This window comes from uncultured Chloroflexus sp. (genome assembly GCF_937951745.1).
Classification (GTDB): Bacteria; Chloroflexota; Chloroflexia; order Chloroflexales; family Chloroflexaceae; genus Chloroflexus.
Map to the genome: position 1 here is coordinate 1 of NZ_CALFBQ010000035.1, position 26084 is coordinate 26084.

At 56.9% G+C, this 26084-nt stretch carries 26 protein-coding genes and 1 riboswitch; of the genes, 10 read left to right on the forward strand and 16 right to left on the reverse strand.

From position 1 onward, the window contains the following. Positions 1–431 precede the first annotated feature (431 nt). The 3 genes from Q1A59_RS09255 to Q1A59_RS09265 all read left to right on the forward strand — a co-directional run bounded on the left by Q1A59_RS09255 (position 432) and on the right by Q1A59_RS09265 (position 2333). Positions 432–956, forward strand: coding sequence for a hypothetical protein (locus Q1A59_RS09255; protein WP_299644891.1), 525 nt, complete (start codon positions 432–434; stop codon positions 954–956). A gap of 139 nt (positions 957–1095) precedes the next feature. After that, complete coding sequence (locus tag Q1A59_RS09260; RefSeq protein WP_299644892.1) at positions 1096–1866, forward strand: hypothetical protein; 771 nt, start codon at positions 1096–1098, stop codon at positions 1864–1866. 8 nt (positions 1867–1874) lie between these two features. Next, complete coding sequence (locus Q1A59_RS09265) at positions 1875–2333, forward strand: hypothetical protein (protein WP_299644893.1); 459 nt, start codon at positions 1875–1877, stop codon at positions 2331–2333. A gap of 48 nt (positions 2334–2381) precedes the next feature. Here the strand turns inward: Q1A59_RS09265 and Q1A59_RS09270 are convergent, their stop codons facing one another. Next, positions 2382–4058, reverse strand: coding sequence for a M14 family metallopeptidase (locus Q1A59_RS09270; RefSeq protein ID WP_298401646.1), 1677 nt, complete (start codon positions 4056–4058; stop codon positions 2382–2384). A gap of 234 nt (positions 4059–4292) precedes the next feature. Between Q1A59_RS09270 and Q1A59_RS09275 the strand changes: the two genes are divergently transcribed. Continuing rightward, positions 4293–5255, forward strand: a complete 963-nt coding sequence (locus tag Q1A59_RS09275) for a PP2C family serine/threonine-protein phosphatase (RefSeq protein ID WP_298401648.1) — start codon at positions 4293–4295, stop codon at positions 5253–5255. Positions 5256–5268: 13 nt separating this feature from the next. Next, entirely contained in the window at positions 5269–7131 is a 1863-nt protein-coding gene (gene mutL / locus Q1A59_RS09280) for a DNA mismatch repair endonuclease MutL (protein ID WP_299644894.1), read from the forward strand. A 281-nt stretch (positions 7132–7412) separates the two neighbouring features. Here mutL and Q1A59_RS09285 read toward each other — a convergent pair whose 3' ends face one another. The 5 genes from Q1A59_RS09285 to csx15 are packed head-to-tail and all read right to left on the reverse strand — an operon-like array spanning position 7413 to position 12055. Then, positions 7413–8579, reverse strand: a complete 1167-nt coding sequence (locus tag Q1A59_RS09285) for a C45 family peptidase (RefSeq protein ID WP_299644895.1) — start codon at positions 8577–8579, stop codon at positions 7413–7415. Positions 8580–8597: 18 nt separating this feature from the next. Beyond that, the gene (locus Q1A59_RS09290) at positions 8598–9101 is read right to left on the reverse strand and encodes a hypothetical protein (RefSeq protein WP_299644896.1); all 504 of its coding nucleotides are present in this window, start codon (positions 9099–9101) and stop codon (positions 8598–8600) included. Beyond that, positions 9098–10447, reverse strand: coding sequence for a DUF3696 domain-containing protein (locus Q1A59_RS09295; protein WP_298490626.1), 1350 nt, complete (start codon positions 10445–10447; stop codon positions 9098–9100). The genes Q1A59_RS09290 and Q1A59_RS09295 overlap by 4 nt, the downstream gene beginning before the upstream one ends. A 44-nt stretch (positions 10448–10491) precedes the next feature. After that, positions 10492–11658, reverse strand: coding sequence for a cysteine desulfurase family protein (locus tag Q1A59_RS09300; RefSeq protein WP_298401659.1), 1167 nt, complete (start codon positions 11656–11658; stop codon positions 10492–10494). Positions 11659–11668: 10 nt separating this feature from the next. Beyond that, positions 11669–12055 (reverse strand): CRISPR-associated protein Csx15, encoded by a 387-nt coding sequence (gene csx15 / locus Q1A59_RS09305; RefSeq protein ID WP_298401661.1) that lies wholly within the window; start codon positions 12053–12055, stop codon positions 11669–11671. A gap of 148 nt (positions 12056–12203) precedes the next feature. On the opposite strand from csx15, the gene Q1A59_RS09310 reads away from it, so the two are divergent. Then, the gene (locus tag Q1A59_RS09310) at positions 12204–12614 is read left to right on the forward strand and encodes an META domain-containing protein (RefSeq protein ID WP_299644897.1); all 411 of its coding nucleotides are present in this window, start codon (positions 12204–12206) and stop codon (positions 12612–12614) included. Between the two features lie 54 nt (positions 12615–12668). Here Q1A59_RS09310 and Q1A59_RS09315 read toward each other — a convergent pair whose 3' ends face one another. The 3 genes from Q1A59_RS09315 to Q1A59_RS09325 are packed head-to-tail and all read right to left on the reverse strand — an operon-like array spanning position 12669 to position 14311. After that, positions 12669–13619 carry an ABC transporter substrate-binding protein gene (locus Q1A59_RS09315; protein WP_298482919.1) on the reverse strand — a complete coding sequence of 317 codons (951 nt, stop codon included), beginning with the start codon at positions 13617–13619 and terminating at the stop codon, positions 12669–12671. A gap of 18 nt (positions 13620–13637) precedes the next feature. Then, a complete protein-coding gene (locus Q1A59_RS09320) occupies positions 13638–14018 on the reverse strand; it encodes a hypothetical protein (protein WP_298401668.1) in 381 nt (126 codons plus the stop codon). Beyond that, positions 14015–14311, reverse strand: a complete 297-nt coding sequence (locus Q1A59_RS09325; RefSeq protein ID WP_298401670.1) for a YggT family protein — start codon at positions 14309–14311, stop codon at positions 14015–14017. Before Q1A59_RS09325 ends, Q1A59_RS09320 begins: the two co-directional genes overlap by 4 nt. Positions 14312–14603: 292 nt before the next feature. Between Q1A59_RS09325 and Q1A59_RS09330 the strand changes: the two genes are divergently transcribed. Then, the gene (locus Q1A59_RS09330; protein ID WP_298401672.1) at positions 14604–15047 is read left to right on the forward strand and encodes a hypothetical protein; all 444 of its coding nucleotides are present in this window, start codon (positions 14604–14606) and stop codon (positions 15045–15047) included. A 2-nt stretch (positions 15048–15049) separates the two neighbouring features. On the opposite strand, the gene Q1A59_RS09335 is transcribed toward Q1A59_RS09330, so the two are convergent. The 6 genes from Q1A59_RS09335 to Q1A59_RS09360 all read right to left on the reverse strand — a co-directional run bounded on the left by Q1A59_RS09335 (position 15050) and on the right by Q1A59_RS09360 (position 20073). Beyond that, positions 15050–15313 carry a hypothetical protein gene (locus tag Q1A59_RS09335; protein ID WP_298401674.1) on the reverse strand — a complete coding sequence of 88 codons (264 nt, stop codon included), beginning with the start codon at positions 15311–15313 and terminating at the stop codon, positions 15050–15052. A 165-nt stretch (positions 15314–15478) separates the two neighbouring features. Next, positions 15479–16255 (reverse strand): type I methionyl aminopeptidase, encoded by a 777-nt coding sequence (gene map, locus Q1A59_RS09340; RefSeq protein ID WP_298401676.1) that lies wholly within the window; start codon positions 16253–16255, stop codon positions 15479–15481. Positions 16256–16315: 60 nt separating this feature from the next. After that, positions 16316–17239 carry a methylenetetrahydrofolate reductase gene (locus Q1A59_RS09345; RefSeq protein WP_298401678.1) on the reverse strand — a complete coding sequence of 308 codons (924 nt, stop codon included), beginning with the start codon at positions 17237–17239 and terminating at the stop codon, positions 16316–16318. 3 nt (positions 17240–17242) lie between these two features. Continuing rightward, on the reverse strand, positions 17243–18439 hold the full coding sequence (locus tag Q1A59_RS09350) for a PLP-dependent aspartate aminotransferase family protein (protein ID WP_298401680.1): 1197 nt from the start codon (positions 18437–18439) through the stop codon (positions 17243–17245). Between the two features lie 73 nt (positions 18440–18512). After that, a riboswitch (SAM riboswitch) is annotated at positions 18513–18619 on the reverse strand. Positions 18620–18698: 79 nt separating this feature from the next. After that, positions 18699–19283, reverse strand: coding sequence for a class I SAM-dependent methyltransferase (locus tag Q1A59_RS09355; protein WP_298401682.1), 585 nt, complete (start codon positions 19281–19283; stop codon positions 18699–18701). A gap of 241 nt (positions 19284–19524) precedes the next feature. Beyond that, positions 19525–20073, reverse strand: coding sequence for a GNAT family N-acetyltransferase (locus Q1A59_RS09360; RefSeq protein WP_298401684.1), 549 nt, complete (start codon positions 20071–20073; stop codon positions 19525–19527). A gap of 218 nt (positions 20074–20291) precedes the next feature. Between Q1A59_RS09360 and Q1A59_RS09365 the strand changes: the two genes are divergently transcribed. After that, positions 20292–21479 (forward strand): acetyl-CoA C-acyltransferase family protein, encoded by a 1188-nt coding sequence (locus tag Q1A59_RS09365; protein WP_299644898.1) that lies wholly within the window; start codon positions 20292–20294, stop codon positions 21477–21479. 94 nt (positions 21480–21573) lie between these two features. After that, the gene (gene fabG, locus Q1A59_RS09370) at positions 21574–22317 is read left to right on the forward strand and encodes a 3-oxoacyl-[acyl-carrier-protein] reductase (RefSeq protein ID WP_298401688.1); all 744 of its coding nucleotides are present in this window, start codon (positions 21574–21576) and stop codon (positions 22315–22317) included. Between the two features lie 18 nt (positions 22318–22335). Here fabG and Q1A59_RS09375 read toward each other — a convergent pair whose 3' ends face one another. Further along, positions 22336–22635 (reverse strand): hypothetical protein, encoded by a 300-nt coding sequence (locus Q1A59_RS09375; protein WP_298401690.1) that lies wholly within the window; start codon positions 22633–22635, stop codon positions 22336–22338. An 89-nt stretch (positions 22636–22724) separates the two neighbouring features. Here Q1A59_RS09375 and Q1A59_RS09380 point away from each other — a divergent pair, with 89 nt between their 5' ends. Beyond that, positions 22725–25964 (forward strand): BTAD domain-containing putative transcriptional regulator, encoded by a 3240-nt coding sequence (locus Q1A59_RS09380; protein WP_298401692.1) that lies wholly within the window; start codon positions 22725–22727, stop codon positions 25962–25964. Positions 25965–26084: the final 120 nt, after the last annotated feature.

The window sequence follows — 26084 nt, forward strand, 5'->3', positions numbered from 1 at the left end:
ACTGTCGTCCACGATCATGACGCCTTCTTCGCTTTCCCTCTCACGAACGTGCGGCTTGACAACCCGCTACAAATCGGCTGATGTTTGTGCTTCGCTCGTCAGAAAGCGTTGGACTTGATCATGACTGACTTCTCCGTTCAAGAGAGAAGACAAGCCAGTCGCGGTAGTTTGCCCGAAGGCGCTAATCAGATAATCGCTGTACAGGTCAAGGAGTTTACTGTTTTTCATGCTTCAAGTTTACTCAAAACTGCGTAAGGTGAGTACCTAACCAAAGATCGTGATGTATACACTATTAGACATTCTGGTAATACTGTGGTAATGGGGTGAGGTAAAATGAAAACTATCGGTGTGTTTTTTTCAGGGCGAGTAGTAGCGTTAAACCAAACGGTGTTCGCTGCGGTCTTTTGTAACAAGCTTGTGGAGGTGAAACTATGGATCCGGTACTTACTGCGTTTCTAAAGACAGATACTACACCTGATCAGATAGAGCAAGCGCTCTATCCACTTAAGGATCAATTGTCTATTAATGATAAAGAAAAAATGGATCTGGGTTTTAGCTTGTTTTTGATGGTTATCGATGTTGACGAGCTTAACTATGACCAATTCGATAGTCTTAGACCTCTTCAAGCAACTCTGGCCAAATTCATAAAAGACAAAGCTGTAGTTGCAATGGCAGCTTATGCTGCGTTCGTGTTGATGCATGAGGAAGCTTTAGAGAAGGAACTCACTGAATTGCCTGTCAGCCCTGTTCTCGAACCATTCCGTGACTTCTTCCGCTCAAGCACTGTTCATCACTTACGTAACGCTATCAGAACTGGCTCGTTTCGGATTATTGGGAATGAGCTTCTGTTTAAAGATGGTGACTGGTCTGTTTCTATGGAGATCAACCAGTTTTTAAGATTGTGCAATCGCATCCGCCGATTTTACGAAAGAGTATGGAAATTAACGGTTTCATAGTAGTGCGCGATCTTATCCACTGATCCTACGGGGAGTGTAGGGTTATATTGACGTACCTCCACGCGGCTATGAGTGCATAGCCGCATCGCTGTGCGTCAGCAGTTGCCGGCTACTGTACATGATCACAGGAGTCATCACCATGCCAACCTTCTTTCGTTATGTCACACTGCTCACCATTTTGACGCTGGTATTGGCCGGCGCGGTTGTCGCGACGCCGGCTGCGATGCCGGTCGCTGCCGCCATGCTGCCGGTGGCGCCGTTACTGACTGCTGATGGCACGCTGCGCACCGATGGCCTCGCCGCCGGCGCGCTTGACCTCAGGGGGTGGGATGTGAACCTTGACCCGACCCGCGGGCCACTGTTCCGTCCGGCGACGCAGGCGAGCTCGGCGGAGTGGGAGCATTTGGGGCAGCGGACGATAGCGGCGATTTCATCGGTTGTGACGTCGATTGTCTTTGACGGGAATGGCAATCTCTATATCGGCGGCACGTTTCAGAATGCAGCCGGCATTCCTGCCGCTGACTATCTGGTGATGTGGAATCCGGTGACGCAGCAATGGTCGGCGCTGGGCAGTGATAGCGCCTTGAACGGCTATGTTGAAGCGCTTTACATTGATGAGAATGGTCACTTGTATGTAGGGGGCCGGTTTACAAATGCAGCCGGTATCGCCGAAGCTGATTATATCGCACGTTGGGATGGAACCAACTGGTCGGCGTTGGGCAGTAGTAGCGCTTTGAACGATTATGTTGGAGAGCTTTACATTGATGAGAATGGTCACTTGTATGTAGGGGGGGGTTTACAAATGCAGCCGGTATCGCCGAAGCTGATTATATCGCACGTTGGGATGGAACCAACTGGTCGGCGCTGGGCAGCAATGGCAGCGGCGATGGCGCGCTCAATGGCGCGGTGAATGCAATTGTGGCGCAGGGAAGCTATCTGTACATTGGCGGCAATTTTACGGATGCAGCCGGTATCGCCGAAGCTGATCATATCGCACGTTGGGATGGAACCAACTGGTCGGCGCTGGGCAGCAATGGCAGCGGCGATGGCGCAGTGGTCTCTTTTGTGCATACGGTGCTCGCTACCGCTGATAAAGTCTACGTGGGCGGAATGTTTACTGATGTTGCCGGAATCAATACCGCTGATTATGTGGCGGTGTGGAACCCGGCGACGGGGCAGTGGAGCGGGCTGGGCAGCAATGGCAGCGGCGATGGCGCGCTGAATGATAGTGTCCTCGCACTGGCTGTTGCTCCCGATGGCGAGGTGTATGTGGGCGGCGGATTTACCAATGCCGGTAACAATCCGCTGGCCAGTTATGTGGCCTCATATCGGATTGCAAGTGTGTTCCGGGTGTTTGTGCCGGCAATCAACCGGTAACTGATGAACCAGCGGCGCGGTACTCGGCCGCGCCGCTGTCCTATGCACTTACGACCCCACAATTACGGTTGTCCGCGCAACACCGGCCCGCTGCGAACGAGCAGTGACGGTGATGCTGCTCCCCGCTGGGGCGCGGATCGTCCACGTTAGGCGTCGCAGGTGATCGGTGGGGAAACTACCTCCCCACAAGACGCGCTTGTTCGCCCGCCCTTCGAGCTGACCGATTTCTTGCCGTTGTTCGCCGCTGATAATCGCGCCACCCTCCGGTAGGCTCACTTCGACCTCGATCGGTTGCACAGCTTTGACTTCTTGCGCTTTTCGGCTGCCATACGTTGGTAGGTAGCCGCTGTTGGCGACCACTGCTTGCAAGCGATAGAGGTCGTCGCCGAGCGGTTCGGCCTGCACGTGGCGTAGCTCGAGGCGCGGCCCGGTTTGAGCAAGGGCCAACACGAAGCGCGTGTTCGGTTCGAGGGTGCGCAGCAAGAACTTCTCTGGCGGGTTGCCAAAGGTGCGTCGTTCGATCCAACCTCCAATCTCGACTGGCCCGAGTTGAGGGTGCTCAAAGGGCCGCCAGTTGACAAAGCCGGTCCCACCGAGTTGCTCGTCGTTCCAGCGCAGTAGTTTCAGATCGTCCTCTTCGGGATGGTCGCGGAACCACTCAATAAAGTCGCGCTCTTTGATGCCCGCCTCGCCGATCATGTCCCACAATTCTACCGTAAAGGCGTAGATACCGAGCTGTTCGTAGGCCCAGTCGTCAAATGCGCCGCGCATGACCTCACGCGGGTGGTAACGGAAGCCGTGATAGACTGAAACATACTTATAGCCAGTGATCTCCTCGCCGCGCCGGCCTAGCTCTTTGTAGGTCCAAAGATCGTCAATCGGCATCTGATCGTCAGGTTTATCAGAGTAGGGCCGCAAAATAGCACCCGAATAGGTATGGTACGAGATGGCGGTACTGACATTGAGGTGCGACGTGAGAAACTCGACCGCTGCTCGAATCTCTGGTTCGGAGGTTGGGTAGGGGCCGGCGCCGCGCTGTACTCCCTCCGGCGCCCAGATGTACGGAAAGTTGCGGTTGAAGTCAAGCCCTTGAGTTGGCGGGGCAATCTTGACTTCGTAGCCGTTGTAGTTGCGAATATACCCCTCGGTGTAAACCCGGTAGTACGTACCACCACGCTCATCAGGCGCGCGCGGACGCAGCAGGCGCGGATCGCGCTCGCTTACTTTCCAGCCGCCGTCAGGGTCAACTATGCGCATTTGCAAGATCAAGCCGTCGCCGTCGATGTCGGCAGGGTACAACCCGTCACGATCGTCGGTGAAAGGATAGCGGCGGGTACCTGACCGCACATAGACCGGTGAAGTCAGCGCTTGTTCCATGCCGTCGGGATTGAGGCAGGGTACAATGTAGAGCGCGCGCTCGTCGAGCAGCACGGTAAGGTTGGGATCGCGTCCGTATTGCTCCAACGCGGTCTGGATGACGTGCAACGCTCCCATACAGCCGGTGACTTCGGTCGCGTGGATGTTGGCATCAAGCCAGAATGCTGGCTTCTCGTGATCGGGGCCGGTAGCTTGATTGGTGAGGATCATTAACCAGATTGGACGGCCTTCATAGCTCGTACCAATGCTGCGCAGCGCACAGAGCTGCGGGTATGCTTCGGCCCATGCTTTCAATGCGGCTTCGACTTCGTGTGGGCGGTAGTAGCGGGTGAAATCGATCGTTGGCATCGCACAAATCCTTGCTTAATCAAGCATTCGGTCTTGTAATGGTACCATAAATTCTTACACCGATCCACCGAGGGTGTAGAGGGGGTAGGTGTTGGGTGGCCTGCCGGGCGTCTCCAACGCCGGGCGCTCGGTTGGGCGCCCCTCCAACGTTCATCTGCTTTGCGCCTCTGCGTCTTACAGGTTCGCGTTATGGTATACTGCTGACAATTCGACAAACAGGCAACAGGATCGCCTATGCGCGTGCGGTACAGTGCCCGGACAGATACCGGCAAGCGGCGCGAGATTAATCAGGATGCGTATGGCAGCGCGGAGGTGGGGCAGGGAACGCTGCTTGTCGTTTGTGATGGAATGGGTGGACACCTAGCTGGCGAAGTCGCGAGCAAGCTGGCGGTCGAGACGATCATCACTACCTTCCAACCCGGCGATGATCCAGCGGCAGGCTTGCGTCACGCCTTTGTTACCGCTAACCAGCGCGTGTACGACGAAGGGCGTGGCAGTATGGGCACCACCGCTGTCGCTGCCTTCTTTTGGCACAATACGCTCTATGTAGCTAACGTCGGCGACAGCCGGGCCTACCTCGTGCGTGAAGGCCAGATCCGTCAAATTACCCAAGATCACTCATTGATCGGCGATCAGGTAGCTGCTGGCCTTCTGACCGCTGAAGAGGCTCGTGCTTCCACCATCCGCAACATTATCACCCGCGCCATCGGCCATCTGGGGCACGTTGAGGTCGATCTCTTCCGTGAGCCGCTCTTGCCCGGCGATACCATTGTGCTCTCAACCGATGGGATGCATGGCTTACTGACCGATGACGAAATCGCCGCGATCGCCAGCATGCATCCGCTCGATGTGGCGACGCGCCGGTTGGTAGATGAAGCGAATGCGCGCGGCGGGCCGGATAATATTACCGTGGTGATCGCGCAGGTTGATGGCCTCGACCCAACTGTCAGAGAGAGCGCTCCTGTCGCAGTCGCGGCCTCACCAGCGCCAACCGTGGCTGCGCCGCCGGCAGCCAAGCCGCTGTCACGGGTTGGTCTGACCCTGTCGATCCTTATGCTCGTAATGTTAATTGGCTTGAGCTTGTTTGTTACGCTGACCGATCGGCGTACCCCGCCGCCGTTGTTGAGTTCGCCGACGATTGTGGTGACCGCAACGGTGGTGAATACGGCGACGCCATTGCCAACGAGTACGCCATGACGGGGCGATGCCTATGCCCATCCGTTTGCTCGATGAAACCATTGCTGCTCAAATCGCCGCCGGCGAAGTGGTCGAACGCCCGGCGTCGGTGGTGAAGGAGCTGGTCGAGAACGCGCTCGATGCCGGCGCGCGCCGGATCGTGGTTGAGGTGCGCGGTGGTGGGTTGCGTGAGATTCGAGTGCAAGATGACGGCTGCGGCATTCCGGCCGATGAAGTGGAGTTGGCGTTTGCCCGCCATGCCACCAGTAAGCTCCAATCTGCCGAGGATTTGTGGGCGATTCGCACGCTGGGTTTTCGCGGCGAAGCCTTGCCCAGCATCGCCAGCGTGGCACAGGTGATCTGCATCACCCGCGTGGCCGAGGCCGAGGTGGGAGTTGAGCTGCGCATTGCCGGCGGTGAGGTGCAATCGCGTTTGCCCTGCGGTTGTCCGGTGGGCACGACGATCACGGTGCGCAATCTCTTTTACAACACCCCCGTGCGCCGCGAGTACCTCCGTTCTGAGGCGACCGAAACTGGCGCGATTAGCGCGATTGTTCAGCAGTACGCCCTTGCCTACCCTGAAGTGAGCTTTAGCCTCGTGGTTGATGGCCGGGTGATGTTCCAAACCGCCGGTGATGGCGATCTGCGCGCAGTAGCAGTGGAGTTGTACGGTCTTGAAGTGGGACGATCTTTGCTGCCGGTGCAGGCTGAAGCCGGTGCCGATGAGTTGTGGGTGTCAGTGCGTGGCTTGATCTCGCCGCCCGAACTGACCCGTAGTTCGCGCAGTTATCTCGCGCTCTTCGCCAACCGGCGTGCGTTGCAGCCGCGTGGCGCACTGGCGGCTGTGGTCGAGAATGCCTACCATACGATGTTGATGAAGGGACGTTTTCCTATTGCAATTATCGACCTGCGCGTGCATCCAGCCGCGATTGACGTGAATGTTCATCCCACGAAAAGTGAGGTAAAGTTTCGCTATGCCGCTCATGTTCACAGCGTACTGGGCCGCGCTATCCGCGATGCGTTGATCAGCGGGGCCGATGTTCCGGTCTGGGATGCGCCCGATCCGGCGACGGCCCAGCGCCGGTTCGAGTTGCGCCGGCTCGGCCAAGAGCCGCCGTTGCCGCCACCATCGGCGTGGGGAGTGGGTGCAGCGGCGTGGGATCGCGCTCGTTCGCGCTGGGATGCCGGTTCGCCGGCGGCACATCTGACGACGCCATTGCCGCTGCCGCCGTCCGATACGCCGGTTGCGCCTGAATCGTCTGTGCCGATTGCGCCGCCAACGGCTGAGCCTGCCCCAGTACCAGCCCCCTCACCCTCATCGCTGCCGCCGCTGCGGGTGGTGGGGCAGGTTGGCTTGACCTATATCGTCGCTGAAGCGCCGGAAGGGATGTATCTGATTGACCAGCACGCCGCCCACGAGCGGATTACTTATGAGAAGCTGATGAACCAATACGCCCAGCGGGCAGTCGAGTCGCAGCAGTTACTGATGCCACAGGCGGTTGAGTTAAGCCCGGAAGCTAGCGCACTGCTGTTGGGCAATGCCGAGAAGCTGACCGAGTGGGGATTCGTGCTTGAGTCATGGGGCACTGGCGTGCTGGTGCGCGCGATGCCGGCCACCCTCCCGCTCGACGAATTGGCGCAGGCGTTGCACGAGATGGCTGAGCGGCTGGCCGGACGCGGCGGCAGCAGTCCACTCGAGTGGCGCGAGGCAATGCTGATCACGCTCGCCTGCCATACCTCGGTGCGCGCCGGTCAGCCGCTCTCACACGAGGAGATGCGCCAACTGATCCGCCAGCTCGAACAGTGCGTTAGCCCGCGTACCTGCCCTCACGGCCGCCCGACCATGATCCTGATGACACCATCGCAGCTCGAACGACAATTTGGCCGCCGCGGGTAATGTAGAGATGGACGGCTGTCCGTTTTCATAAACGCAAAGGCGCAATGATCGCAGAGGACGCAAAGGTTTTTTATGTGGGAAGTGTTACGATGTTTGGTGTCGTTTCTGAATGTCCACCGCGTTCTTCGTATCTTTGCATTAAACAAAAGATGTGAATAGGCCTAAAACTGCAAAGAACGCAAAGAAAACTTGGTCACAACCTCAACCCTACTCATACCCCATCCAAAAATCTCTGCGTCCTTCGCGCCTTTGCGTTAAAACCCTCTGCCCCCGCTGCGCTTTTAGATTGGTACCGGCACGAACGGCGTTGTACACGGCACATGCGCCGCGACGTGCATCGTCTGCGCCGCCAGATCGATAATCACGCCACACACACTCTCGGTGCGGTCAACCGCCGCAATTCGCGGATCGGGATGGCGGCAGATACAGCGCGGCGCACCCTCGTGGTCGCGCAGAATGTTCTCTAACACCGTGCGATCTATCTGACCAGCCGCAGCCTGTAGCAGTTCCCATGCCCGTCCATATCGCTCGCGACTTGTAGACGTTGGCTCTAAGGCGCACTCGCCAGCCGCTGTACCGGCATCGAGACAGTGATTGGCATGGGCCAGTAGCCCTGCGCGTGCCAGTATCTCAGCGACTCCCTCTGGGGTGATTTCCAGCGCCAACAGTTCGCCGCCGGCGCCGGCCAGTGTAATGCACGACGAACCGCTAGCCGGAATGTGCTCGGCTAGTTGGCGGGCCGCCGCGACACTGGTCGTTTGCAACATCTGGCGCAACAACACATGCACTGGCATCCCCTGCCGCTGGCCGTCGGCCCGCGAACGCAACAGATTCAAGCCCACCGCAACGCCGGCTCCATTCAACCCGATCTTCGCCACCATCCCTGCTTCGGTCAAGGTCAAGATCGGCGGCTGATCGGGGCTGATGATTCGCAACAGTATGCACGCCGCCCGCTGATCACCCTGCCAATCCCACGTCTGTGCCAGCCATACCCCGCCGTTCGCAGTAGCCGGCGGTGCAGCAGCGGCAGTCGTACATTCGCCGTCATCCCCGGCTGCGTCGCGTGTCATCGCCGGTTGTTCAATGTGTTGCGGCACGCCAGCAGCCCGATTACGGGCGAGTGCTGCTGCCGCAGCAGGATGATGCACCCCGACCCCCACCCCGGCCAGCAACTCGGTGCGTACATTGAGGGCAATAATTTCAGCGAGGGTACGCCCGGCACCGACGGCAATGCCGCGCATCTCGTCGAGCAGATCAGGGGCATGCTCGCGCAGAAGTGGTTCGTAAGCCAACGCCTCACTTTGGGCCGCCTCCCAATCTAACCCGCGACGGTAGGCAAACAGGCGGGCATAGCTGGCAATGCTATGCCGAATCTGTGCAGCAGTGACAGCGCCGTACTGCCGACCACGCTCAAACGGCTCGCCGGTGATGGTGATGGATGGGAACACGTTAATCCTTCCTTTGCCTCAGACATCGGCAGCAAATTGTTGCCCGTTGCAAATATTCTCGATTGTTACGTGATGGGTAGCAAGCGCTGCTTGATACCTTACCCAGTCACTATCTACTGCATTGATTATCGGTGGATGATCGGGATGCGCAATAGCTACTGCCACATACTTGTGATCTGACCGATCAAATTGGGCAAGATCCGGGTCATCGGGGAATTCGGCGAATTCGCGACCGTTATTGCTCGGTGTGATCGAAACGATGGTGCATATCTCAGGGTTGAAAGCGTTACTCCAAAGCCACTTAAAAAAGGCGTCGCCGACACCGGGCTGACCTCTCGCCGACAGGTGCCTGCGATATTCTTGCAATATGGACTGTAACGTATCAAGGGCAACCCGCTGTTTTGCTTGAATGAGCCGTAATCTGGTAATACAAGCCAATTGGCACGCTTGACTTGCCTGTGCAGCCCTGCCGTTTGCTGTGATGGCAACGTTCACATCAACAATGACAGTTTGCTGTCTCATGCACTACCTAGTTGTCGTGTCAGCATAGCTTCCTGCATTGCCGCAATGTCGCCAAACTCATCGCCAAAAAAGTTTTCCGGCCAGTTGGTGATGTTTCCGTACTGGTCAAGCTGCAACGGTTGCAACTGTGAGATACCTGACTTATCGGTGGTACAGAAATAGAGCGCTGCCTCACTTGAGTCTAATGTTCCCTCAGCAATTCGGCGCTGAAGACGGCGCAAGAGATGTTCACTGTGGCTTTCGAGAATGATCTGAATCTGACGAGTACGAATGGCATCAATTAAGACATCGGCTAATCCCGCTTGCACACTGGGGTGCAGATGCGTTTCAGGCTGTTCAAGAATGATGGTTGCACCTTTCGGTGCGTAGTAGCATAACACGATCACCGGTAGAATCTGCGAAATACCAAAACCGACATCAGTTATCAGAACATCGGGGCTGCCCGGTGTTAGTTTGACTGATACTTCATACATCTCGTTGCGAGGATAGGGGAAAGGATGGATTGAAAAATGATGTGCGAGACCTAGCTCTTTTAGCCATTGTGCTACCTTTTCTTCAAGACTTTCGCCTGAATAATGCTCCGCCTTACTCTTCCGAGCTGCAAGCAATGCGGCAATAGCTAATTCGCCACGCTGACCAACATCTTGTGGCCGTTGACCACTCCATACGTAAGTGCGCTTGGGGTACTCGCGTAGTGGGCCAAGGTACCAGATATGTTGGCCCAACTTCTCAAATGCAAGCACGAACTCTTTTAGAAAGTTGGCATTCTGATAGGACGCAAACACCTCACTGGGAAAGCCATAACATTTTATCGGGGCAGGAAAGGTAGTAGAACGGTTGTGAATAGGCTTGAGATCGTATCCTTTAATAAGCAGGTTGTACTTTTGCTCTGCTTCTTGCTCCATGCCAAACTGGTACTGGTGCGATCCAATAGAGAATGAATATGTAAACCGCTTAACAGTAATGCTGTCTCTTAGGTCTTGTATAGTAGTTGAAAAGTTCAATTTTTTGATCGAGCGCTGTGGATGGGATGTTTGATCGGGTTCTGGGATGTACACCTCTTGGATCGGGTGCCATTCGATAGATATTGTGATTCCGCTAGATATACGATGTGCGTGAATGATATCGAAAAATGTACCTAGATTGACATAGGTGTGTTCATGACCTGTTTGCAATACCTGTTGTTGATCGGAGGATTCGACTGTCTGTTTGAGGAGCAGCAAGAGCTGAAGGATCGCTGTCTTGCCAGAACTGTTGGGGCCGAACAGACCGGTGATCGGTGCCATTCGGATTGGCCCAGTATCCCGCCAAGATTTGAAATTCTCAGCCGCTACCTCTGTGATCATCGCTGCACCTCCGACGTAGCAGTGTACCAGTCCCCCCTCCAATGTCACCCACACGGCGTCAACGTCCGCAGTTGACCGACCAGATCGGGCAGAACGTCAAGCAGCGTATCGATCTGCGCCTCGGTTGTCTGTCGTCCAAGCGAAAAGCGGATCGAGCCGTTGGCTTCGTGAGGTGCGAGGCCCATGGCAAGCAAGACGTGTGATGGTTCGAGCGAGCCGGAGGTGCAGGCGCTGCCTGAACTGGCGCAGATGCCGCGCTGGTCGAGCAAGAGCAGCAGGCTTTCGGTTTCGATGCCAGCAAAGCCAAGATTAACGATGCTCGGCAGGCGGTACACCCGGTCGCCGTTGAGCCACGAGTGGGGAATTCGGGTTAGCACGCCGTCGATCAAGCGGTCGCTGAGTGCGCGCAGCCGCGTGAAATAATCTCCACGCTCGCATTCAGCGATCTCGAGCGCCTTTGCCAATCCAACGATCCCAGCAACGTTTTCAGTGCCGGCGCGCCGCCGTCGCTCTTGGGCGCCGCCGTTGATCTGTGGTACCAACGGTGTGCCGCGGCGCAGGTACAATACACCGACACCTTGCGGCCCGTAAAACTTGTGCGCCGTGAGACTAAGCAAATCGACCCCGAGCGCTTGCACGTCAAGCGGTAATTGACCGGGTGCTTGCACTGCATCGGTATGGAATAGCACTCCTCGTTCGCGGCAGATAGCGGCTAGCTCGGCAATTGGCTGGATAATGCCGGTTTCGTTGTTGGCATACATCACCGAAACGAGCGCCGTTTCAGGTCGGATTGCCGTTGCGAGATCGGCGGGATTCACCCGTCCGCTACGATCAACTGGTAGTAACGTGACGGTAAATCCTTCGTACTCGACCAGATAATCAAGCGCGTGTAGTACGGCGTGATGCTCAATTGCACTGCCGATCAGGTGCGTTTTTCCTTGCGCCCGCAACGCCATTGCCACACCCTTGATCGCGAGATTGATACTCTCGCTGCCGCCGCTGGTAAAGACAATCTCTTTCGGCTGACACCCAAGCACTTGCGCCACCTGTTCACGCGCATCATCAAGCGCTTGGAGCGCTGCACGTCCGACATAGTGAATGCTCGATGCGTTGCCGCTCATACCGGTCAGGAAGGGCATCATCGCCGCTAGCACTCGCTGATCGAGTGGTGTCGTGGCGGCGTGATCGAGATAGATCAGGCGATCAATCATACGTAGTGCTCTACTGAGCGCGGCGAGTGCGGGCTTCGTCGCGCAATACTTGTAGATTAAGGATTTCAGCTACTTCATACCGCGGCGGCAGAGCGCCAGCTACGGGCCGTAAGCGCAGCACCGGCGGAAAATAGCCCATCCGTCCGTGGAGTTCTGCCAAGAGAGCGGCGGCGCTAAAATTCAGCGCCGGCAAATTGACGAGGATGGCTTCGCTTTGCCACTGCGCGGCTGATAAGCCGGCCGCATCGGCGAGCGCGACGATCTGTGGGCCGAGTGGTTGTTGTTGGTCGATTTGGCTGTTAATATCGATGACTCGTTCGATGGCTTGTCCGGTTAGGGCCACAATCTGTTCGCGTTGAGTTTCGAGAATGGGGTGGGAATAGTTCAAAATGATCATACAAGCGCAACCTTTCCTTCGTCGGTAATCCGTCTATATTGTAACGCAGAGTGCATCGGCGCGGCGCTGGGGTATGCCGGAACTTTCTTACACTGAATACCGTCTTCTTTGCGGTATGAAGGCCCTATTGCAATAAGGAATGATACGTATGATGTTCATCCGTGCCATCATTGTTCTGCTCGTTGCGTTTCTGTTCGTTGCCTGTAGCAGTGCTGCTCCATCAGCTCTGATCAATCGCCAATGGCAACTGATCGAGATCCTTGGCCAACCACCGATCGCTGCTGGTCAGTCAGTAACGATCCAGTTTAACCCAACCGATCGGGTCAGTGGTTTTGCCGGCTGTAATGGCTTTAGCGGTCAGTACCGCGTTGCCGGTGCCACTATCACGGTGAGCAAGGTGACCAGCACGATGATGGCATGCGCCGATGATGCCGTCACTGCCCAAGAAATGGCCTTCCACCAAGCATTGTCGGACGCAACTCGGTATGAACTAACCGCTGGAATTCTTTCCCTTCTTGATAGGAATGGCGTCGTTGTGTTACGGTTTCAAGCCGCATAAGCGTGACCGATGCAATCACCTTCAAAGGTGATTGCATCGTACCATTCAGCAGTATTACCCTATGAGTAACTCATTCGTAAACAGTTCACGGTAGGTATCTGGCGCCAACGGTATCGGTTGTCCTCGCCGATCAACTACCATCCCTCGTCGCTCGATCCACTCCACAAAAGCCCACCAGCGCTGACTCTTCATCACCCCCCACCGTCCATCGTCAGTCAGCAGCGCGGGCGCCAGTTCGTGCCAACTCTCGGCGACGAACGCCGGATCCGACAGATCAGGATGGTTGGCCGTCGCGATCAGCAGCTCCACTGCCTCGGTGGGATGTTCGACCGCAAAACGGTACCCTTCAGCAGTTGCAGCAAGGAACGCGCGCAAGCTATCGGCGTATTTCCGCACTGCTAGCGGGTGGGCCAGCAGCACCGGTGTGTACCCGTAAGGAATGCCGTAGTCGTCGAGGCGAAAGGCATTGAGTGTAATGCCGGCCCGCCGTGCTTGTACCCCTTCCCACGGCAAAAACACCCACGTCGCATCAGCATTGCCGGTGAGCAGGGTGTTCCAAATGCCGAGTTTGGGCGGGAAGATTTCGTCAAATTCGCCCTTGCCGCCATCGTTGCGGATCATCTGTGCCACGATCGCGCGCTCGAAACGGGCATTGTACGAAGCGTACCGGCGGCCATCCAACTTCGCCGGTCGGTCGATACCACTGCTCGCCAAAGTCACTATCGCACTAGTGTCACGCTGCGCAAGCGCTGCAATCGCCACTAGCGACGGCTTCGTTGGGTGCAGGTAATAGCTCAACGCACTTTCAGACGGCGCAATTGCCAGCATGGCTGTGCCTTGCACCACCTTTGCCGCTGGCGTTGTCTGGTAGTTGTCTTCTTCCGGCGAACGTAGAACAACTTCAAGACCGGCAGCCTGATACCATCCCTTGCCGATAGCAACGTAAAAGCCAATATGGTTGGTATTTGGTGTCCAATCTAACGCCAGTGTTATCTGCTGTGTCATACGCCTTTCCTGTCAACGTTACGACTCTTCGAGCACTGTTTTCCCTAATCCGCTCAAACGGGCAATCAGCCAGCCGATGGTAAAGACCGGGATCGGCTGGGTGAACGGGATCAGCGCCTCAACGACAGCCTTGTTACGCAACCCGCGCAATCCTAACCGGTCGAGGAGTACCCAACTGATCGGAGCGGCCAGTACATCCAACCCTAGGTCGAGCAGGTCGAGTGCGATTGGTAATGCGATCGGTAGATAATGCATCGTCTCGAAAAAGCCGGCATCAGGGGGGACATTCAGGCTGCGGATGCGCTGCCAGATGAGCCAGAGCGTGATCGCTGCCAGCGTAACGCCAATCAGCATGAAGAAGATAAGCCAAGAGAGTATGGTTAGGAGTTGGTCGGTCACGGTTGCCGTCTCCTTCCCAACCAGACCCAACTCAGTGCGGTGACGCTGATCACCACAATCAGAGTGGCTACCGTCGCGAACTCTACCACGGCGCCAAAGCGCGGTTGATCGCGGTCGATTATTGCCAGCGGCGTAACCAACGGTGCAGTCAGGGTGTAGAGCCACGAAACTGTAGGGCTATCAGGTCGCGCCGCCAGCACCTTGAGCACGAGCCGCGCGATGAGCAACCCGCTGATCGCACCACCAAGGAGGGCGATGCCGTTGCGCAATCTAGCTACGTTCCAAACCTGCATGGTCACTCCTTGAAACTTTTTGCCGAACCTGTTCGTCTGTTGTATGTAAGCGTAATGTAAATGCAATGTGGTGTCTCGCCGTGTTTATCTGCGCTTGCAGCGTTTCTCAGTGGTAGGGTGATTTGGCTCCTGCGGCCGACAACTTCTCAGATACGTTGATATTTCTCAGCGAAATATGACCAGCGACCTATGGCATTGGTAACAGTAGTTTGCTAAACTACCAATACCTACGCTCTCTTCTTCATCGCAGCCACTGGTGACAATTTGGCAGCAACTACGTTGGAGAATTGGTATGATCAAGCCGATGGTGTCGGTTAGCGCAGAGCAGCGTATCACAATCAAGCGGTTTCTCGGCACACAGCGGTTCAACCTCTTTCTGTTGATGGTTGGCATCGAGCTGTGTTTGCTCGTTAGCGTGCTAGGTTGGTTGCTGAGTGCTGCGCCATCACGCACCCCGTTGGCTGCCACACCAGATTTAACGCCGCTAACCCATGAAATCAAGGGCCGGCTCAGTGGTGCGATCCTCGACCCGTTGATTGAAATAAAGCCGGGTGTAGCAATCCGGGCTAGCAACATCCGCGGTTTTCGCTACGAGGGTAGCATCTACTACTATTACGTTGAAGGTGCTGCAAACTACGATCCCCTCTCACGCGGTATTGTCCGGCCCGATCAAGTCGAAATCATGCTGCGCGATGAAAGCGGCGCACAGACGATCGTGCTGTATCGCGTGCATTGAGATTAGCGGCGACGACCTTCTTGCCAATCACCCCAATCGCGTTCTTCAGCCGCCCGGATCGCGCGCCGCTTCAATGCCCGCCGCGATATCGGGATGACATCGTTGAAGATAGCCCAGAGCTGTTCTTCAAGGTGCGGCTGTTTCGCCAAGGCCGCCTCAATTGCGCTCATATCAAGCCCTCGCGCGTGTAATTCGCGGGCAATGGTCTTCGCCCGCTCCTTGTCATCGTTCGCTAAGGCCGCGATCAATTCTTCTTCCGGAGTCATATTCGCTCCTCTGGTAGAGATGCAACGTGAGCAAAGCTGCAAAGGTTGGTGAACGCAAAGCCGCCAAGGATGTTTGGAAACGATCCAAAGCGGTCTTCTACCCCGCCGACAAGATCCTTTGCGTGCTCTGCGACCGTCGTGCCTTTACGTTGAACATCCCTTAGGCTACGCGGTGAGAATGATTGGCCCCTCGTCAGAGATTGCCAACGTATGCTCAAACTGGGCCGAACGCTTGCCATCGGCGGTGCGTACCGTCCAGCCGTCCCGATCGATCTTGGTCGTTGCTGTACCGGCATTAATCATCGGCTCGATGGTAAAGACCATTCCTGCGACAATCTTCCGCGTCTGGTTGGGATCATCGTAATGCAAAATCGTCGGCTCTTCGTGCAAATTACGGCCCAACCCGTGCCCGGTATACTCGCGCACGACTGAAAAACCATTGGCTTCAGCGTAACGCTGGATCGCCGCTCCAATCGCGCGCAGCGGATTACCTACTCGTGCCTGCTCGATACCTAGTTCGAGACAGCGGCGCGTGACATCGAGTAACCGCTGCGTCTCGTCATCGACCTCGCCGACGGCAAAGGTTTCGCAGGCGTCGCCGATCCAGCCGTTTAGGCGCAGGCCAATGTCAATTCCGACAATGTCGCCTTGGCGTAAGCGGTCGCGCTTGCTGGGAATGCCGTGGCAGATCACATCGTTAATCGAGGCGCAGATCGTGCCGGGGAAGGGTGGGATATAGTTACGCCGTCCGGCAGGGACGTACCCTTTGTACACCGGCTCAGCCCCGTGAGAACGGATAAACTCTTCAGCAATCGCATCGAGTTCAGCCGTGGTCACGCCGGGTCGGATATGCTCACGCAATACGTTGAACGTCTGCCGCACCAGTTGGCCGGCGGCACGCAAGAGTTCTATCTGCGCTGGAGATTTGAGAATGATAGCCATTGATTTGCTCGCTTATCTTCAGACACTAAGGACGATGCAACGCATCGTCCCTCCCATATGTTATAGCACATTCTCTGCAATCGCCGGCGCCGGCGGCCGCGGCAACAAACCGGCCTGCTCGACCACCCGTGGGATTGCTCGAGTCCAATCAACCGACATAATATGGACACCAGCCACCCCTTCGATACTCAGTAATTCATTGACCAGTTCGGCCGCTAGTGCAATGCCTTCAGCTTCGCTGTCAGTGGCGCGCTGCATCCGCTCGATCACTGTATCGGGCATGAGTGTACCGGGCAAGTTATCGCGCAAATAGACTGCCGACTGCGGACGGCGCAAGATCATCACTCCGGCTAGGATGTACGCCTGCTGATGCAGACCAGCGGCGCGCACATCGGCCATCCAGTGTCGAAACCGTGCTACATCAAAGATTAACTGGGTCTGAACAAATTCAGCGCCGGCTTCAATCTTCTTCTCTAGTCGTGCTGCTCGCTCGACGTTAGGGTTAGCGACGCTGCCGATAAAAAAGTGGGGGGCTTCTTTGAGTGGTGTACCCGATTGAAACGTAGCCTGATCGCGCAGGGTCCGCAGCATACGGATCAGTTGAAACGAATTCAGGTCGAGCACATTCTTGGCGTCGGGATGGTCACCGATGCGCGGATGATCGCCGGTCATTGCTAACAGGTTCCGCACCCCAAGCGCCGAAGCGCTCAAGGCATCAGCTTGTAATGCAATCCGGTTGCGGTGCTGGCAGGTCATCTGCATGATCGGCTCAATGCCGAGCTGCTGTAAGATCACGCTGCCCCCCAACGACGACATGCGGGCAATGCCACGCTGGTTGTCGGTCAGATTGACCGCATCAACATAATCGCGAATGTTCGTGGCGAGGGTCTCAAGGTGCGCGCGGGCCGCCCCCTTGGGCGGCGCAATCTCGCCGGTGACCACAATCTGGCCGGCGGCTAGCCGGCGTTGCAGGGTGGAGTGCATAAGCTATTCGTCGGCAAGGGCTTGTTGCAGATCGGCGATCAGGTCGCTCGCATCTTCGATCCCGCACGAGAGCCGGATCAGATTGTCGCGGATGCCCACCGCCAGCCGTTCTTCACTACTCAATTCATAGTAACTCATAAGCGCCGGTTGTTCAACCAGACTTTCCACACCGCCAAAGCTTGGGGCAATGTAAGGCAAGCGCAATCGGTCAACGACCGTCATTGCACTGTGCAGATCGCCGACCACCTCGAATGAGACCACGCCGCCAAACCCGCGCATTTGGGCGCGAGCAATGGCGTGATCGGGGTGATCGGGCAAGCCGGGATAATGCACTTTGGTCACGCGCGGGTGGCGGGCGAGAAATTCGGCCACCGCCTGCCCATTCTGATTGTGCCGCTCCATCCGTAAGGCGAGCGTTTTCAGGCCGCGGCCCAGCAAATAGGCCGCGTGTGGATCGCAGATTCCACCGAGAATGCCTTGCGTCTCGCGCAAGGCGCTGATGATCGACGGACGGCCAATGATAACGCCGGCGAGCAGATCGTTATGACCGGCAAGATATTTGCTACAGCTATGTACGACGAGATCGATGCCGTATGCGAGGGGGTGCATGTTGTAGGGGGTGGCGAAGGTCGCATCGATCACCGTCTTGATCCGGTGTTCGCGGGCAATTGCCGCCACTGCGGCCAGATCGATCACCCGCAGATAGGGGTTGGTCGGCGCTTCGGTAACGATCAAGCGCGTGCGGCCCGGCTCAATCGCGGCGGCGATGGCTGCCGGATCGGCTGCTGCCACCACCGTATGCCTTACCCCGAGGCGGGCTAACATCGTGCTGATAAACTGACGAGTACGGCGATAGCCGTCGTCAGTCAAGATGACATGGCTGCCAGCAGGGAGCATCGCCAACATCACGGTGGTCAACGCATTCATCCCGGAAGCGCAGAGCAATGCTGCTGCCGGAGCATCCGGTGACTCGAGCGCTGCGAGGCGAGCTTCAACGGCGCGCACGGTCGGGTTGCTATACCGGCCATACTCGTCGCGCTCTCGTTCACCCGCCTGAAAGGCGATCAACTCGGCGCTATCGCGGAAGGTATAGGTGGCACTCTGCACAATAGGTGGCGTGATCGCGTCGAACGCGCGCTGACGCGGTTCGCCAGCGTGGACGGCGGCCGTACTGAGGCCGGGAGACTGGTTAGTGGGCATAAAAAAACCTCTCATCGGGGCGACGAGAGATCAGATGACGCGCTTCTGCCGAGGGCGAGAAGACGCCGCTCTCCTCTCATCTGCCAGCTTCGTGCTGCCGGAGTTGCCACCCGTCAGGCGTTGATCCGCCGGGTTGGCGCGGTTTCATCGGGCCGGTCCCTCCACCGCTCTGGATGAGTGCAGCGTTCTGCAATTGAAGCAAGTATAGCAGGAAAGAATGCGGGTTGTCAATTCACAGGAGTGGGATACCGTCCCGCTCTTAGCGCGTGCAATAGTAAATCTCGCCGCTCTCGGCGGTCAACCCCATCCGCAGCGCCGCCTCGTGATCGGGAACCATATCAGTTACTGTTGTGACCGATACGGTAAACCCGGCTTCGCGTAACCGATCGATATAATCGCGGCCATACTTACGCACATGATCTTCTTGCCCAAACGCAATCAGTCGTTCCTTTGGTTCAACGATCGTGGGATCTTCAAAGGTTGTTTCAGCCATAATCGGTACCAACAAGATCGCCCAACCGGTTGGCTTGAGTGTGCGCCAAAACTCGCGTATTGCTTTGCGATCATCAGGCACGTGTTCGAGCACATGGCTGCATAAAATAACATCAAAATATTCATCAGGATATTGAATATTGGTAATATCCATTTTGACCATGACGTGGGGATCGAGTAAATCCGCAGTGAGGTAGCCTGCGCCTAACCGGCGCCGGAAGATCGGCTCAAAGCATGGTTCAGGAGCGACATGCAGAACGTTCTTGGGTTGTGCGTCAAAAAGATTGGTTCGTTTGGTGAGGTATAACCATAATAAGCGGTGGCGTTCTAACGAACCGCAATAAATGCACATCGCGCCTTTGCGCTTCGATCTTCCGTAAGGAGCAAATGCACGCGACTCGCGTTGGCAAACGGGGCAGAAGCGACCTGTGCCACGATAACGAGGTTTCTAATCTGCTGGACTCGATTGCGCACACTGCGTAGCGGTCGCTTGATTTCTTCGGGGAGATGGCGTAGCGGGTTCGGCATAACGTATTTCAAGAATATATTGATTGGGGCGAGACGTGATAGAGTCCCGCCCCCTTATATCACTATCACACGCGCAGGAAGGCTGACATAATCACCACATCATGCAACTCGCCGTTGCGATCAATAGCGTGGCGTGCCAATTGCCCTTCGACAGCGAACCCTAAGCGTGAAAAGATTGCTTGCCCAGCCTTCAGAGCGGCTAGCATTGCTACTGTTACCTTCTGAGCACCTAATTCACGCGCCGCTTCCACAATGGCTTGCGCCATCTGCGTTCCCAACCCGCTCCGACGCCACCCCGGTTTCACGATCAGGCGTAATTCGGCAACGTGGTTTGACCAACCGGGCACACGCCGTGCTGAGGTGTAGGCCACGATCGAACCATCATCGGCCAGTGCAATGATTTGCCGCCAATTCTCGGCGTGCGAGGCGTTAGCCAAGCGAGCAATAATTTCGGGATTGGTGAAATCTTCTTCGAGGTAGAGGAGATCGTCTTTGGGTAAACTTACCCCAAAATCGGCGAGTGCCGCTCGATCGCTTTCGACTAACGGGCGAATTGTCACCTGCCGACCATCTTTTAGTGCTGCATTGCTTATCGCTTCGCTGCGTAGGGCCATGCCCAGCCTCCTGCTGTGTGCTGATAAGGGACAGTTTCATATCGAAGTGCGTGAAATATACCACATGAAGTTACAGCCGGGTTACGCCATGCAACATCTCTTTGAAATGGTCAATTCTTTTCCCTGATTGTGTTATCGAAACTGGTATAATTGTAGCTGTTCCTTGGATTAGTAGCAACCGGCGGAGTCGCCCGGCGATCCGTCGCAAGGAGGTCGTCATGAGCGAAAAGCGCGAGGTCGTTGTGCTCAGTGGCGTGCGCACGGCCATTGGCACATTCGGCGGCAGTCTCAAAGACCATCCCCCGACTGAATTGGCGGCGTTGGTAACTCGCGAGGCAGTGGCGCGGGCTGGCGTACAGCCTGAGGAAATTGGGCATGTTGTCTTTGGCCACGTGATTAATACCGAGCCGCACGATATGTATATGGCTCGCTATGCAGCGGTACGCGGTGGTTTACCGGTCGAAGTGCCGGCGCTGACTCTCAATCGGCTGTGCGGAAGCGGTCTGCAAGCGATTGTTTCGGCGGCGCAGTATATTTTGCTCGGCGATATTGATGCAGCCGTTGCCGGTGGTTCCGAGTGTATGAGTCGCAGTCCGTATAGCCTGCCGGCGATGCGCTTCGGCGCCCGAATGAACGACGCGAAGGCTGTCGATATGATGGTCGGCGCGCTGAACGATCCGTTCGATGATTGCCATATGGGAGTGACTGCCGAGAATGTGGCAGCGAAGTGGGGCATTAGTCGCGAAGATCAAGATCAATTGGCCTACGAGAGTCATATGCGCGCGGCCCGCGCGATCGAAGAGGGGCGCTTTACTGAGCAGATCGTGCCGGTCGAGGTTAAGGTCAAAGGCGGTACTGCGCAGTTCACTATTGATGAAGGCGTGCGCCGCGATACCAGTCTCGATAAGTTAGCCAAGCTGCGCCCAGTGTTCCTCAAGGATGGCACAGTTACCGCTGGCAATGCCTCTAGCATTAATGATGCCGCTGCCGCCGTGGTGTTGATGGATCGGGCCACCGCCGAACAGCGTGGCTATAAGCCAATGGCACGCTTGGTGGGCTACAGCAACGTCGCGGTTGATCCGAAGTATATGGGGATTGGCCCGGTGCCGGCGGTGCGCCGTCTGCTCGAGCGGACTGGTCTGCGGATTGATGATATCGATGTCTTTGAGGTGAACGAAGCCTTCGCCGCCCAAGCCTTGGCCGTGATTCGCGATCTGGGTCTGCCTATGGATCGTACCAATCCTAACGGGAGTGGTATCTCGTTGGGCCATCCGATCGGCGCGACCGGCTGTATCCTGACGGTGAAAGCCATCTATGAGTTGCATCGTGTCGGTGGACGCTATGCGTTGGTGACGATGTGTATCGGTGGTGGACAGGGGATTGCGGCGATCTTCGAGCGTATGTAACTGCGTTACAATTAGGTGCGTTGCGAGCAGACGCCATAGTGTGGGCCGTGGCGTCTGCTCAAGGAACAAAGTGTAAGGTTGGTAGGAGAGAACAATGGGCAAGTTAGCTGGCCGGGTCGCGATTGTGACCGGCGCTTCGCGCGGGATTGGGCGGGCTATTGCGCTGGCATTGGCCGCCGAGGGCGCTAAGGTGGCGGTTAATTACAATAGTAGCGCTGCCGCAGCGCAGGAAGTGGTGGATACGATTCGATCATCTGGTGGTGACGCGATGCCGGTGCAGGCTAATGTGAGCCGAGCTGATGAGGCGCGTATGATGGTGCAGCAGGTGCTCGATCAGTGGGGCCACGTTGATATTTTAGTCAATAATGCCGGTATCACTCGCGACCGCACCTTACGCAAGCTCACCGATGAGGATTGGAGCACCGTGATCCAGAATAACCTCAATAGTGTGTACTACTGCACCACCGCCGTGATGCCGCACATGATCGAGCGCAAATACGGGCGGATCATTAATATCAGCTCGTTTGTCGGGCAAGCCGGTAATTTCGGCCAAGCCAACTACGCCGCGTCAAAGGGCGGTATTATTGCCTTCACCAAGACCGCAGCACTTGAATTAGCGAAACATAATATTACGGTCAACGCGCTGGCACCCGGCTTTACCATCACTGATATGCTGGCCAAAGTGCCCGAACAGGTGCAAGAACAGATCAAAGCCCGCATTCCAATGGGGCGCTTTGGCTTGCCCGAAGAGATTGCTAAGGCCGTCGTGTTCTTGGCTGCCGATGGCGACTACATCACCGGCCAGCAGATTAACGTTAACGGCGGTGTGTATATGTAGCCATCACCTGCGCAAGAACTACGATTTGCGCATGCGTTCGATGATCGATTGAATGTCGCCGACGTAGCCCTGCCACGCCTGCATCATCTCTTGACTCAAGCGTTGTTGGGTGCGAATTGCGTCGGCGACTGCTTGCTCGGTCGAATGGCGCAAACTACGACTGTAGTCCCAGTTTTTCAAGACGATGTCGAAGGCCATGTCTGTACTGGCGGCGAGGAGTTCGTTCCACGCTCGCAACGACTGGAACATTGGATCGGTCAAATCCGGCAGCATTGGCTGGTTGGACGTGGGTTGCTCGCGTTCTTCGTTCGTTGGCATTGTATCTGGCCCTGTGTACAATAGGCAATGTTGAATCTGTCGGTTATGGAAGTGGCAATGCTGTCCATTGCCTAATGATGATCACGGCAATGCAAGGCATTGCACTAACGATCCCTGCCATCCTCATGGTATCACCAGCGGTTACAGATGAGTATAACGAATACCTGTTACGGCCTCGGCTCCTGCCGCCGCCAGCCCCGTTGTACCGTGTCCGTCGGGTACGGGTTGAGCAGCGGCTGGCGGTAGCCCTTGATGCGCCGTTGACTATTGTGGTTGCGCCGCCCGGCAGTGGCAAGACGGTCGCGCTAGCGGCACTCGCTGTTCACGGTGGCTGGCCAGCAGCGTGGTGCCGTGCCGATGCCGCTGATGATCCTCCGCGCCTTTTGCGCCATCTCGCGGCAGCCCTAAGTCGTGTGACTCCCCTTGATACTCAGCGCTCGCCGACAACAATCGATGCGTTGATTAATGCCTTGACTAGCGATCTCGATGATGAAACCTTGCTGATTATCGATGATGCGCATCTGATCGATGAACACCCTGATTTGCGTGCGCTGATCGAACGCTTGATCGTTGCCCAACCGCCACGGTTGCATCTTGTCTTGGCCGGACGGCGTGAACCCGATTCGCCTCTGATCGCCACCGCTCGTCTCCGTGGTGAGGCGGTGCTCGTCGAGCCAGATGCATTGGCATTTACGTCTGATGAGGCTGCTGCCCTCTGGCAACAGGCTGGACGGACGCTGCCAGCCGATTTCGATGAGTTGCTTGCATTTAGTGCTGGCTGGGCGCTGGCACTACGGATTGCGCTCGATGCTACTGATTGGCGCAGTTCGTTGGGTTTGCGCGAACACGTCACGCCAGCACTTGACGAATATCTGGAACGTGAGGTGTTGGCGCCGCTGCCCGCACCGTTGCGCCGCTGCCTCCAACGTAGCGCCGGTCTGCGTTGGCTCGAACCCGGTATTTGCTCGGCGCTTGATCCAGCGCTCAATGCCCCAGCCTTGATTGCTGAATTGCGCCGACGCCGGCTTTTTGTCGAACCTTTCGGCGATCATGGGGTGCGCTTTCAACCAATTATTGCCGCTTGGCTGGCTCGCCGCGCCGCGGCTGATCCGGAGTGGCCTACGCTGCACCGGCAAGCGGCAGCCTATTTTCAACGCACTGGCGATCGAGAGAGTGCGCTGTACCATCAGATTGCTGCCGGTGATCCGGCTGCTGTGTCCACGTTCCTCCCTCTTGCGCGGACATTGCTCGCCGAGCGGCGGGCGGAGGCGGTGTTGGATTGGATGCGCCGGCTTGCGCTGTCGAGCGATGAAGCGCCGGAATTGGTTGAGATACAGGCCGCTGCGCTCCATCAACTTAACCGCCTCGAGGCGGCGCTCGCCGCCTATCGGCGCGCGGAACGCGCCTTTGCCGCCCAGAACGATCGTCTTGGCCAATCACGCTGTCTGCGTGGCCAAGCGTCGATCTACCTCGATACCGTCCAACCCGCGCCGGCGACCGATTTGCTCCGCCGCGCGCTTAAACTGCTTCCCCGCCATTGCGGTGAAGAACGGATCGAGCTGCTGTTGATGCAGGCCGAGAATTGGGCGAATCGTGGTCGAGCTGATATTGGGCTGCGGCTTGAACAGACGGCGCGTAAGCTGGCAATGGCGCATGGTCTGGAGCATCTGTACGCTGCGCACGCTGAAACGTTGCGGCCACGCCTGTTGCTGCGCGCTGGCCGGTTGCGGGAAGCGCGCCAATTGCTCGAAGAACGGCTCTGGTCAGAACACCCGTTTACCCGCGCTACCGCTCATCGTGAACCGCTCTTATTGCTGGCGCTGATCAATGCGATGCTTGGCGTCGGCCCGCAGGCGCTAGCATTCGCCCACCGTATGTTGCTCGAAGCTCAGCAGAGCAGCAACCTTGTGACCGAAGCGCTAGCAGAACTGCGCCTTGGCCATGCCTATCAATTGATCGCTCGCGGCGACGATAACGCTGCGCGCCAACATTACAGCCGCGGCTTGCGTTTGCTGCAACAGGTGACAGTGCCTCGCACCCGCGCTGAAGGCTACCTTGGCTTGACCTTGCTCCACGGCCATGCCGGCGATTTGGCGCGGGCCGAAGCCGATGCTCGCGAAGGATTGTTACTGGCCGCTTCATCGGGCGATGAATGGGTGGCGGCGTTGATGCTGCTTGCGTTGGGGAGTGTGACGCTGGTTGCAGATGATCCGCGCGGTTACGAATGGCTTGATCAGGCCGAGCAACGCTTTCAAGCCGGCCACGATACCTTCGGTCTGTTCCTCGTCCATCTGTGGCGTGCGTTGGCTGCGTTGCGCGCTGGCCGGGGTGCGAGCGTTGATCCGCTGATAGATCAGGTGATGCGCGAGGCGGTGGAACATGGGTATGAGAATGTGTTGATCGGCCCGAGTCTGTTTGGCCCGCGTGATATTGCTGCATTGGTGCCGTTGCTGTTGCGCGCGCGTACAATGCCGGCTCATCGCGAGACTGCAATGCGCTTGCTCCGGCAGGGTTTCCCCTCAATCGCCGCCGATGATACGGTTGATGATTATCATCCCGGCTTTACCCTGCGCGTGCAGATGCTGGGTGCGTTTCGGGTGTGGCGCGGTAATCAAGAGATTCAAGCCCGCGAGTGGCAACGCGAAAAGGCCCGCCAGCTCTTTCAGTTACTGTTGACGATGCGTGGGAATTGGGTGCAGCGTGAGCAGATTTGCGCATGGCTGTGGCCTGATGCCGATCTCGAAGCCGCTGAGCGCCAGTTTAAAGTGACGCTGAATACGCTCAATGCGGCCCTCGAACCCCATCGCCCGCCGCGGGTGCCGCCGTTCTTCATTCGCCGGCAAGGGTTGGCCTATAGCTTTGCCCCCTCGTTCGGTGCATGGATCGATGTTGATGAGTTTGAATTGCGCGCCAGCGGCGCCCAAACCACAACCGATCCCGATTTTGCTCGCCGCAGCGCACAGGCTGCGCTTCAACTCTACCGTGGCGATTACCTTGCCGAATCGCTTTACGATTCGTGGACGATTGAAGAGCGTGAGCGCTTGTTGGCGCGTTATTTGGCGACGGCTGTTTCCTACGCCGAACAACTGAGCGCCGAAGGTCGCCACAACGAGGCGATCCAGATTGCCGAGCAGGTGTTGCGCCGCGACCGTTGCTACGAAGAGGCTTACCAGTTGCTGATGCGTGCTCACGCCCGCGCCGGTAGCCGTTCGCAGGCGATGCGTTCGTATACCCGCTGTGTGCAGGCGTTGCGCGAAGAGTTGGGGATAGAACCGCTGCCCGAAACTGAGGCCCTCTACCGCCGCATTCGTCAGAATGAGCCGATTTGACAGCTCTTGTGAAAATTTGTACGATGAACGTAGTGAACCAAGGTGTTCAGTTCTTAGCAGCGGATTGTGCCGCTGCGCTGGTTGGTTTGTCGTGGCTATCGCTGTTTAATGATAAGGGAG

Excerpts from the sequence above, each read along its gene's own strand:
- Q1A59_RS09380 (WP_298401692.1), top strand. The coding sequence starts at position 22,725 with ATGCAAGGCATTGCACTAACGATCCCTGCCATCCTCATGGTATCACCA.
- Q1A59_RS09255 (WP_299644891.1), top strand. The coding sequence starts at position 432 with ATGGATCCGGTACTTACTGCGTTTCTAAAGACAGATACTACACCTGAT.
- Q1A59_RS09300 (WP_298401659.1), bottom strand. The coding sequence starts at position 11,658 with ATGATTGATCGCCTGATCTATCTCGATCACGCCGCCACGACACCACTC.
- Q1A59_RS09330 (WP_298401672.1), top strand. The coding sequence starts at position 14,604 with ATGATCAAGCCGATGGTGTCGGTTAGCGCAGAGCAGCGTATCACAATC.
- Q1A59_RS09275 (WP_298401648.1), top strand. The coding sequence starts at position 4,293 with ATGCGCGTGCGGTACAGTGCCCGGACAGATACCGGCAAGCGGCGCGAG.
- Q1A59_RS09290 (WP_299644896.1), bottom strand. The coding sequence starts at position 9,101 with ATGAGACAGCAAACTGTCATTGTTGATGTGAACGTTGCCATCACAGCA.
- Q1A59_RS09355 (WP_298401682.1), bottom strand. The coding sequence starts at position 19,283 with ATGTGCATTTATTGCGGTTCGTTAGAACGCCACCGCTTATTATGGTTA.
- Q1A59_RS09315 (WP_298482919.1), bottom strand. The coding sequence starts at position 13,619 with ATGACACAGCAGATAACACTGGCGTTAGATTGGACACCAAATACCAAC.
- Q1A59_RS09335 (WP_298401674.1), bottom strand. The coding sequence starts at position 15,313 with ATGACTCCGGAAGAAGAATTGATCGCGGCCTTAGCGAACGATGACAAG.
- Q1A59_RS09295 (WP_298490626.1), bottom strand. The coding sequence starts at position 10,447 with ATGATCACAGAGGTAGCGGCTGAGAATTTCAAATCTTGGCGGGATACT.
- Q1A59_RS09310 (WP_299644897.1), top strand. The coding sequence starts at position 12,204 with ATGATGTTCATCCGTGCCATCATTGTTCTGCTCGTTGCGTTTCTGTTC.
- Q1A59_RS09345 (WP_298401678.1), bottom strand. The coding sequence starts at position 17,239 with ATGCACTCCACCCTGCAACGCCGGCTAGCCGCCGGCCAGATTGTGGTC.
- csx15 (WP_298401661.1), bottom strand. The coding sequence starts at position 12,055 with ATGATCATTTTGAACTATTCCCACCCCATTCTCGAAACTCAACGCGAA.
- Q1A59_RS09260 (WP_299644892.1), top strand. The coding sequence starts at position 1,096 with ATGCCAACCTTCTTTCGTTATGTCACACTGCTCACCATTTTGACGCTG.
- Q1A59_RS09270 (WP_298401646.1), bottom strand. The coding sequence starts at position 4,058 with ATGCCAACGATCGATTTCACCCGCTACTACCGCCCACACGAAGTCGAA.
- Q1A59_RS09360 (WP_298401684.1), bottom strand. The coding sequence starts at position 20,073 with ATGGCCCTACGCAGCGAAGCGATAAGCAATGCAGCACTAAAAGATGGT.
- map (WP_298401676.1), bottom strand. The coding sequence starts at position 16,255 with ATGGCTATCATTCTCAAATCTCCAGCGCAGATAGAACTCTTGCGTGCC.
- Q1A59_RS09365 (WP_299644898.1), top strand. The coding sequence starts at position 20,292 with ATGAGCGAAAAGCGCGAGGTCGTTGTGCTCAGTGGCGTGCGCACGGCC.
- Q1A59_RS09325 (WP_298401670.1), bottom strand. The coding sequence starts at position 14,311 with ATGCAGGTTTGGAACGTAGCTAGATTGCGCAACGGCATCGCCCTCCTT.
- Q1A59_RS09350 (WP_298401680.1), bottom strand. The coding sequence starts at position 18,439 with ATGCCCACTAACCAGTCTCCCGGCCTCAGTACGGCCGCCGTCCACGCT.
- mutL (WP_299644894.1), top strand. The coding sequence starts at position 5,269 with ATGCCCATCCGTTTGCTCGATGAAACCATTGCTGCTCAAATCGCCGCC.
- fabG (WP_298401688.1), top strand. The coding sequence starts at position 21,574 with ATGGGCAAGTTAGCTGGCCGGGTCGCGATTGTGACCGGCGCTTCGCGC.
- Q1A59_RS09375 (WP_298401690.1), bottom strand. The coding sequence starts at position 22,635 with ATGCCAACGAACGAAGAACGCGAGCAACCCACGTCCAACCAGCCAATG.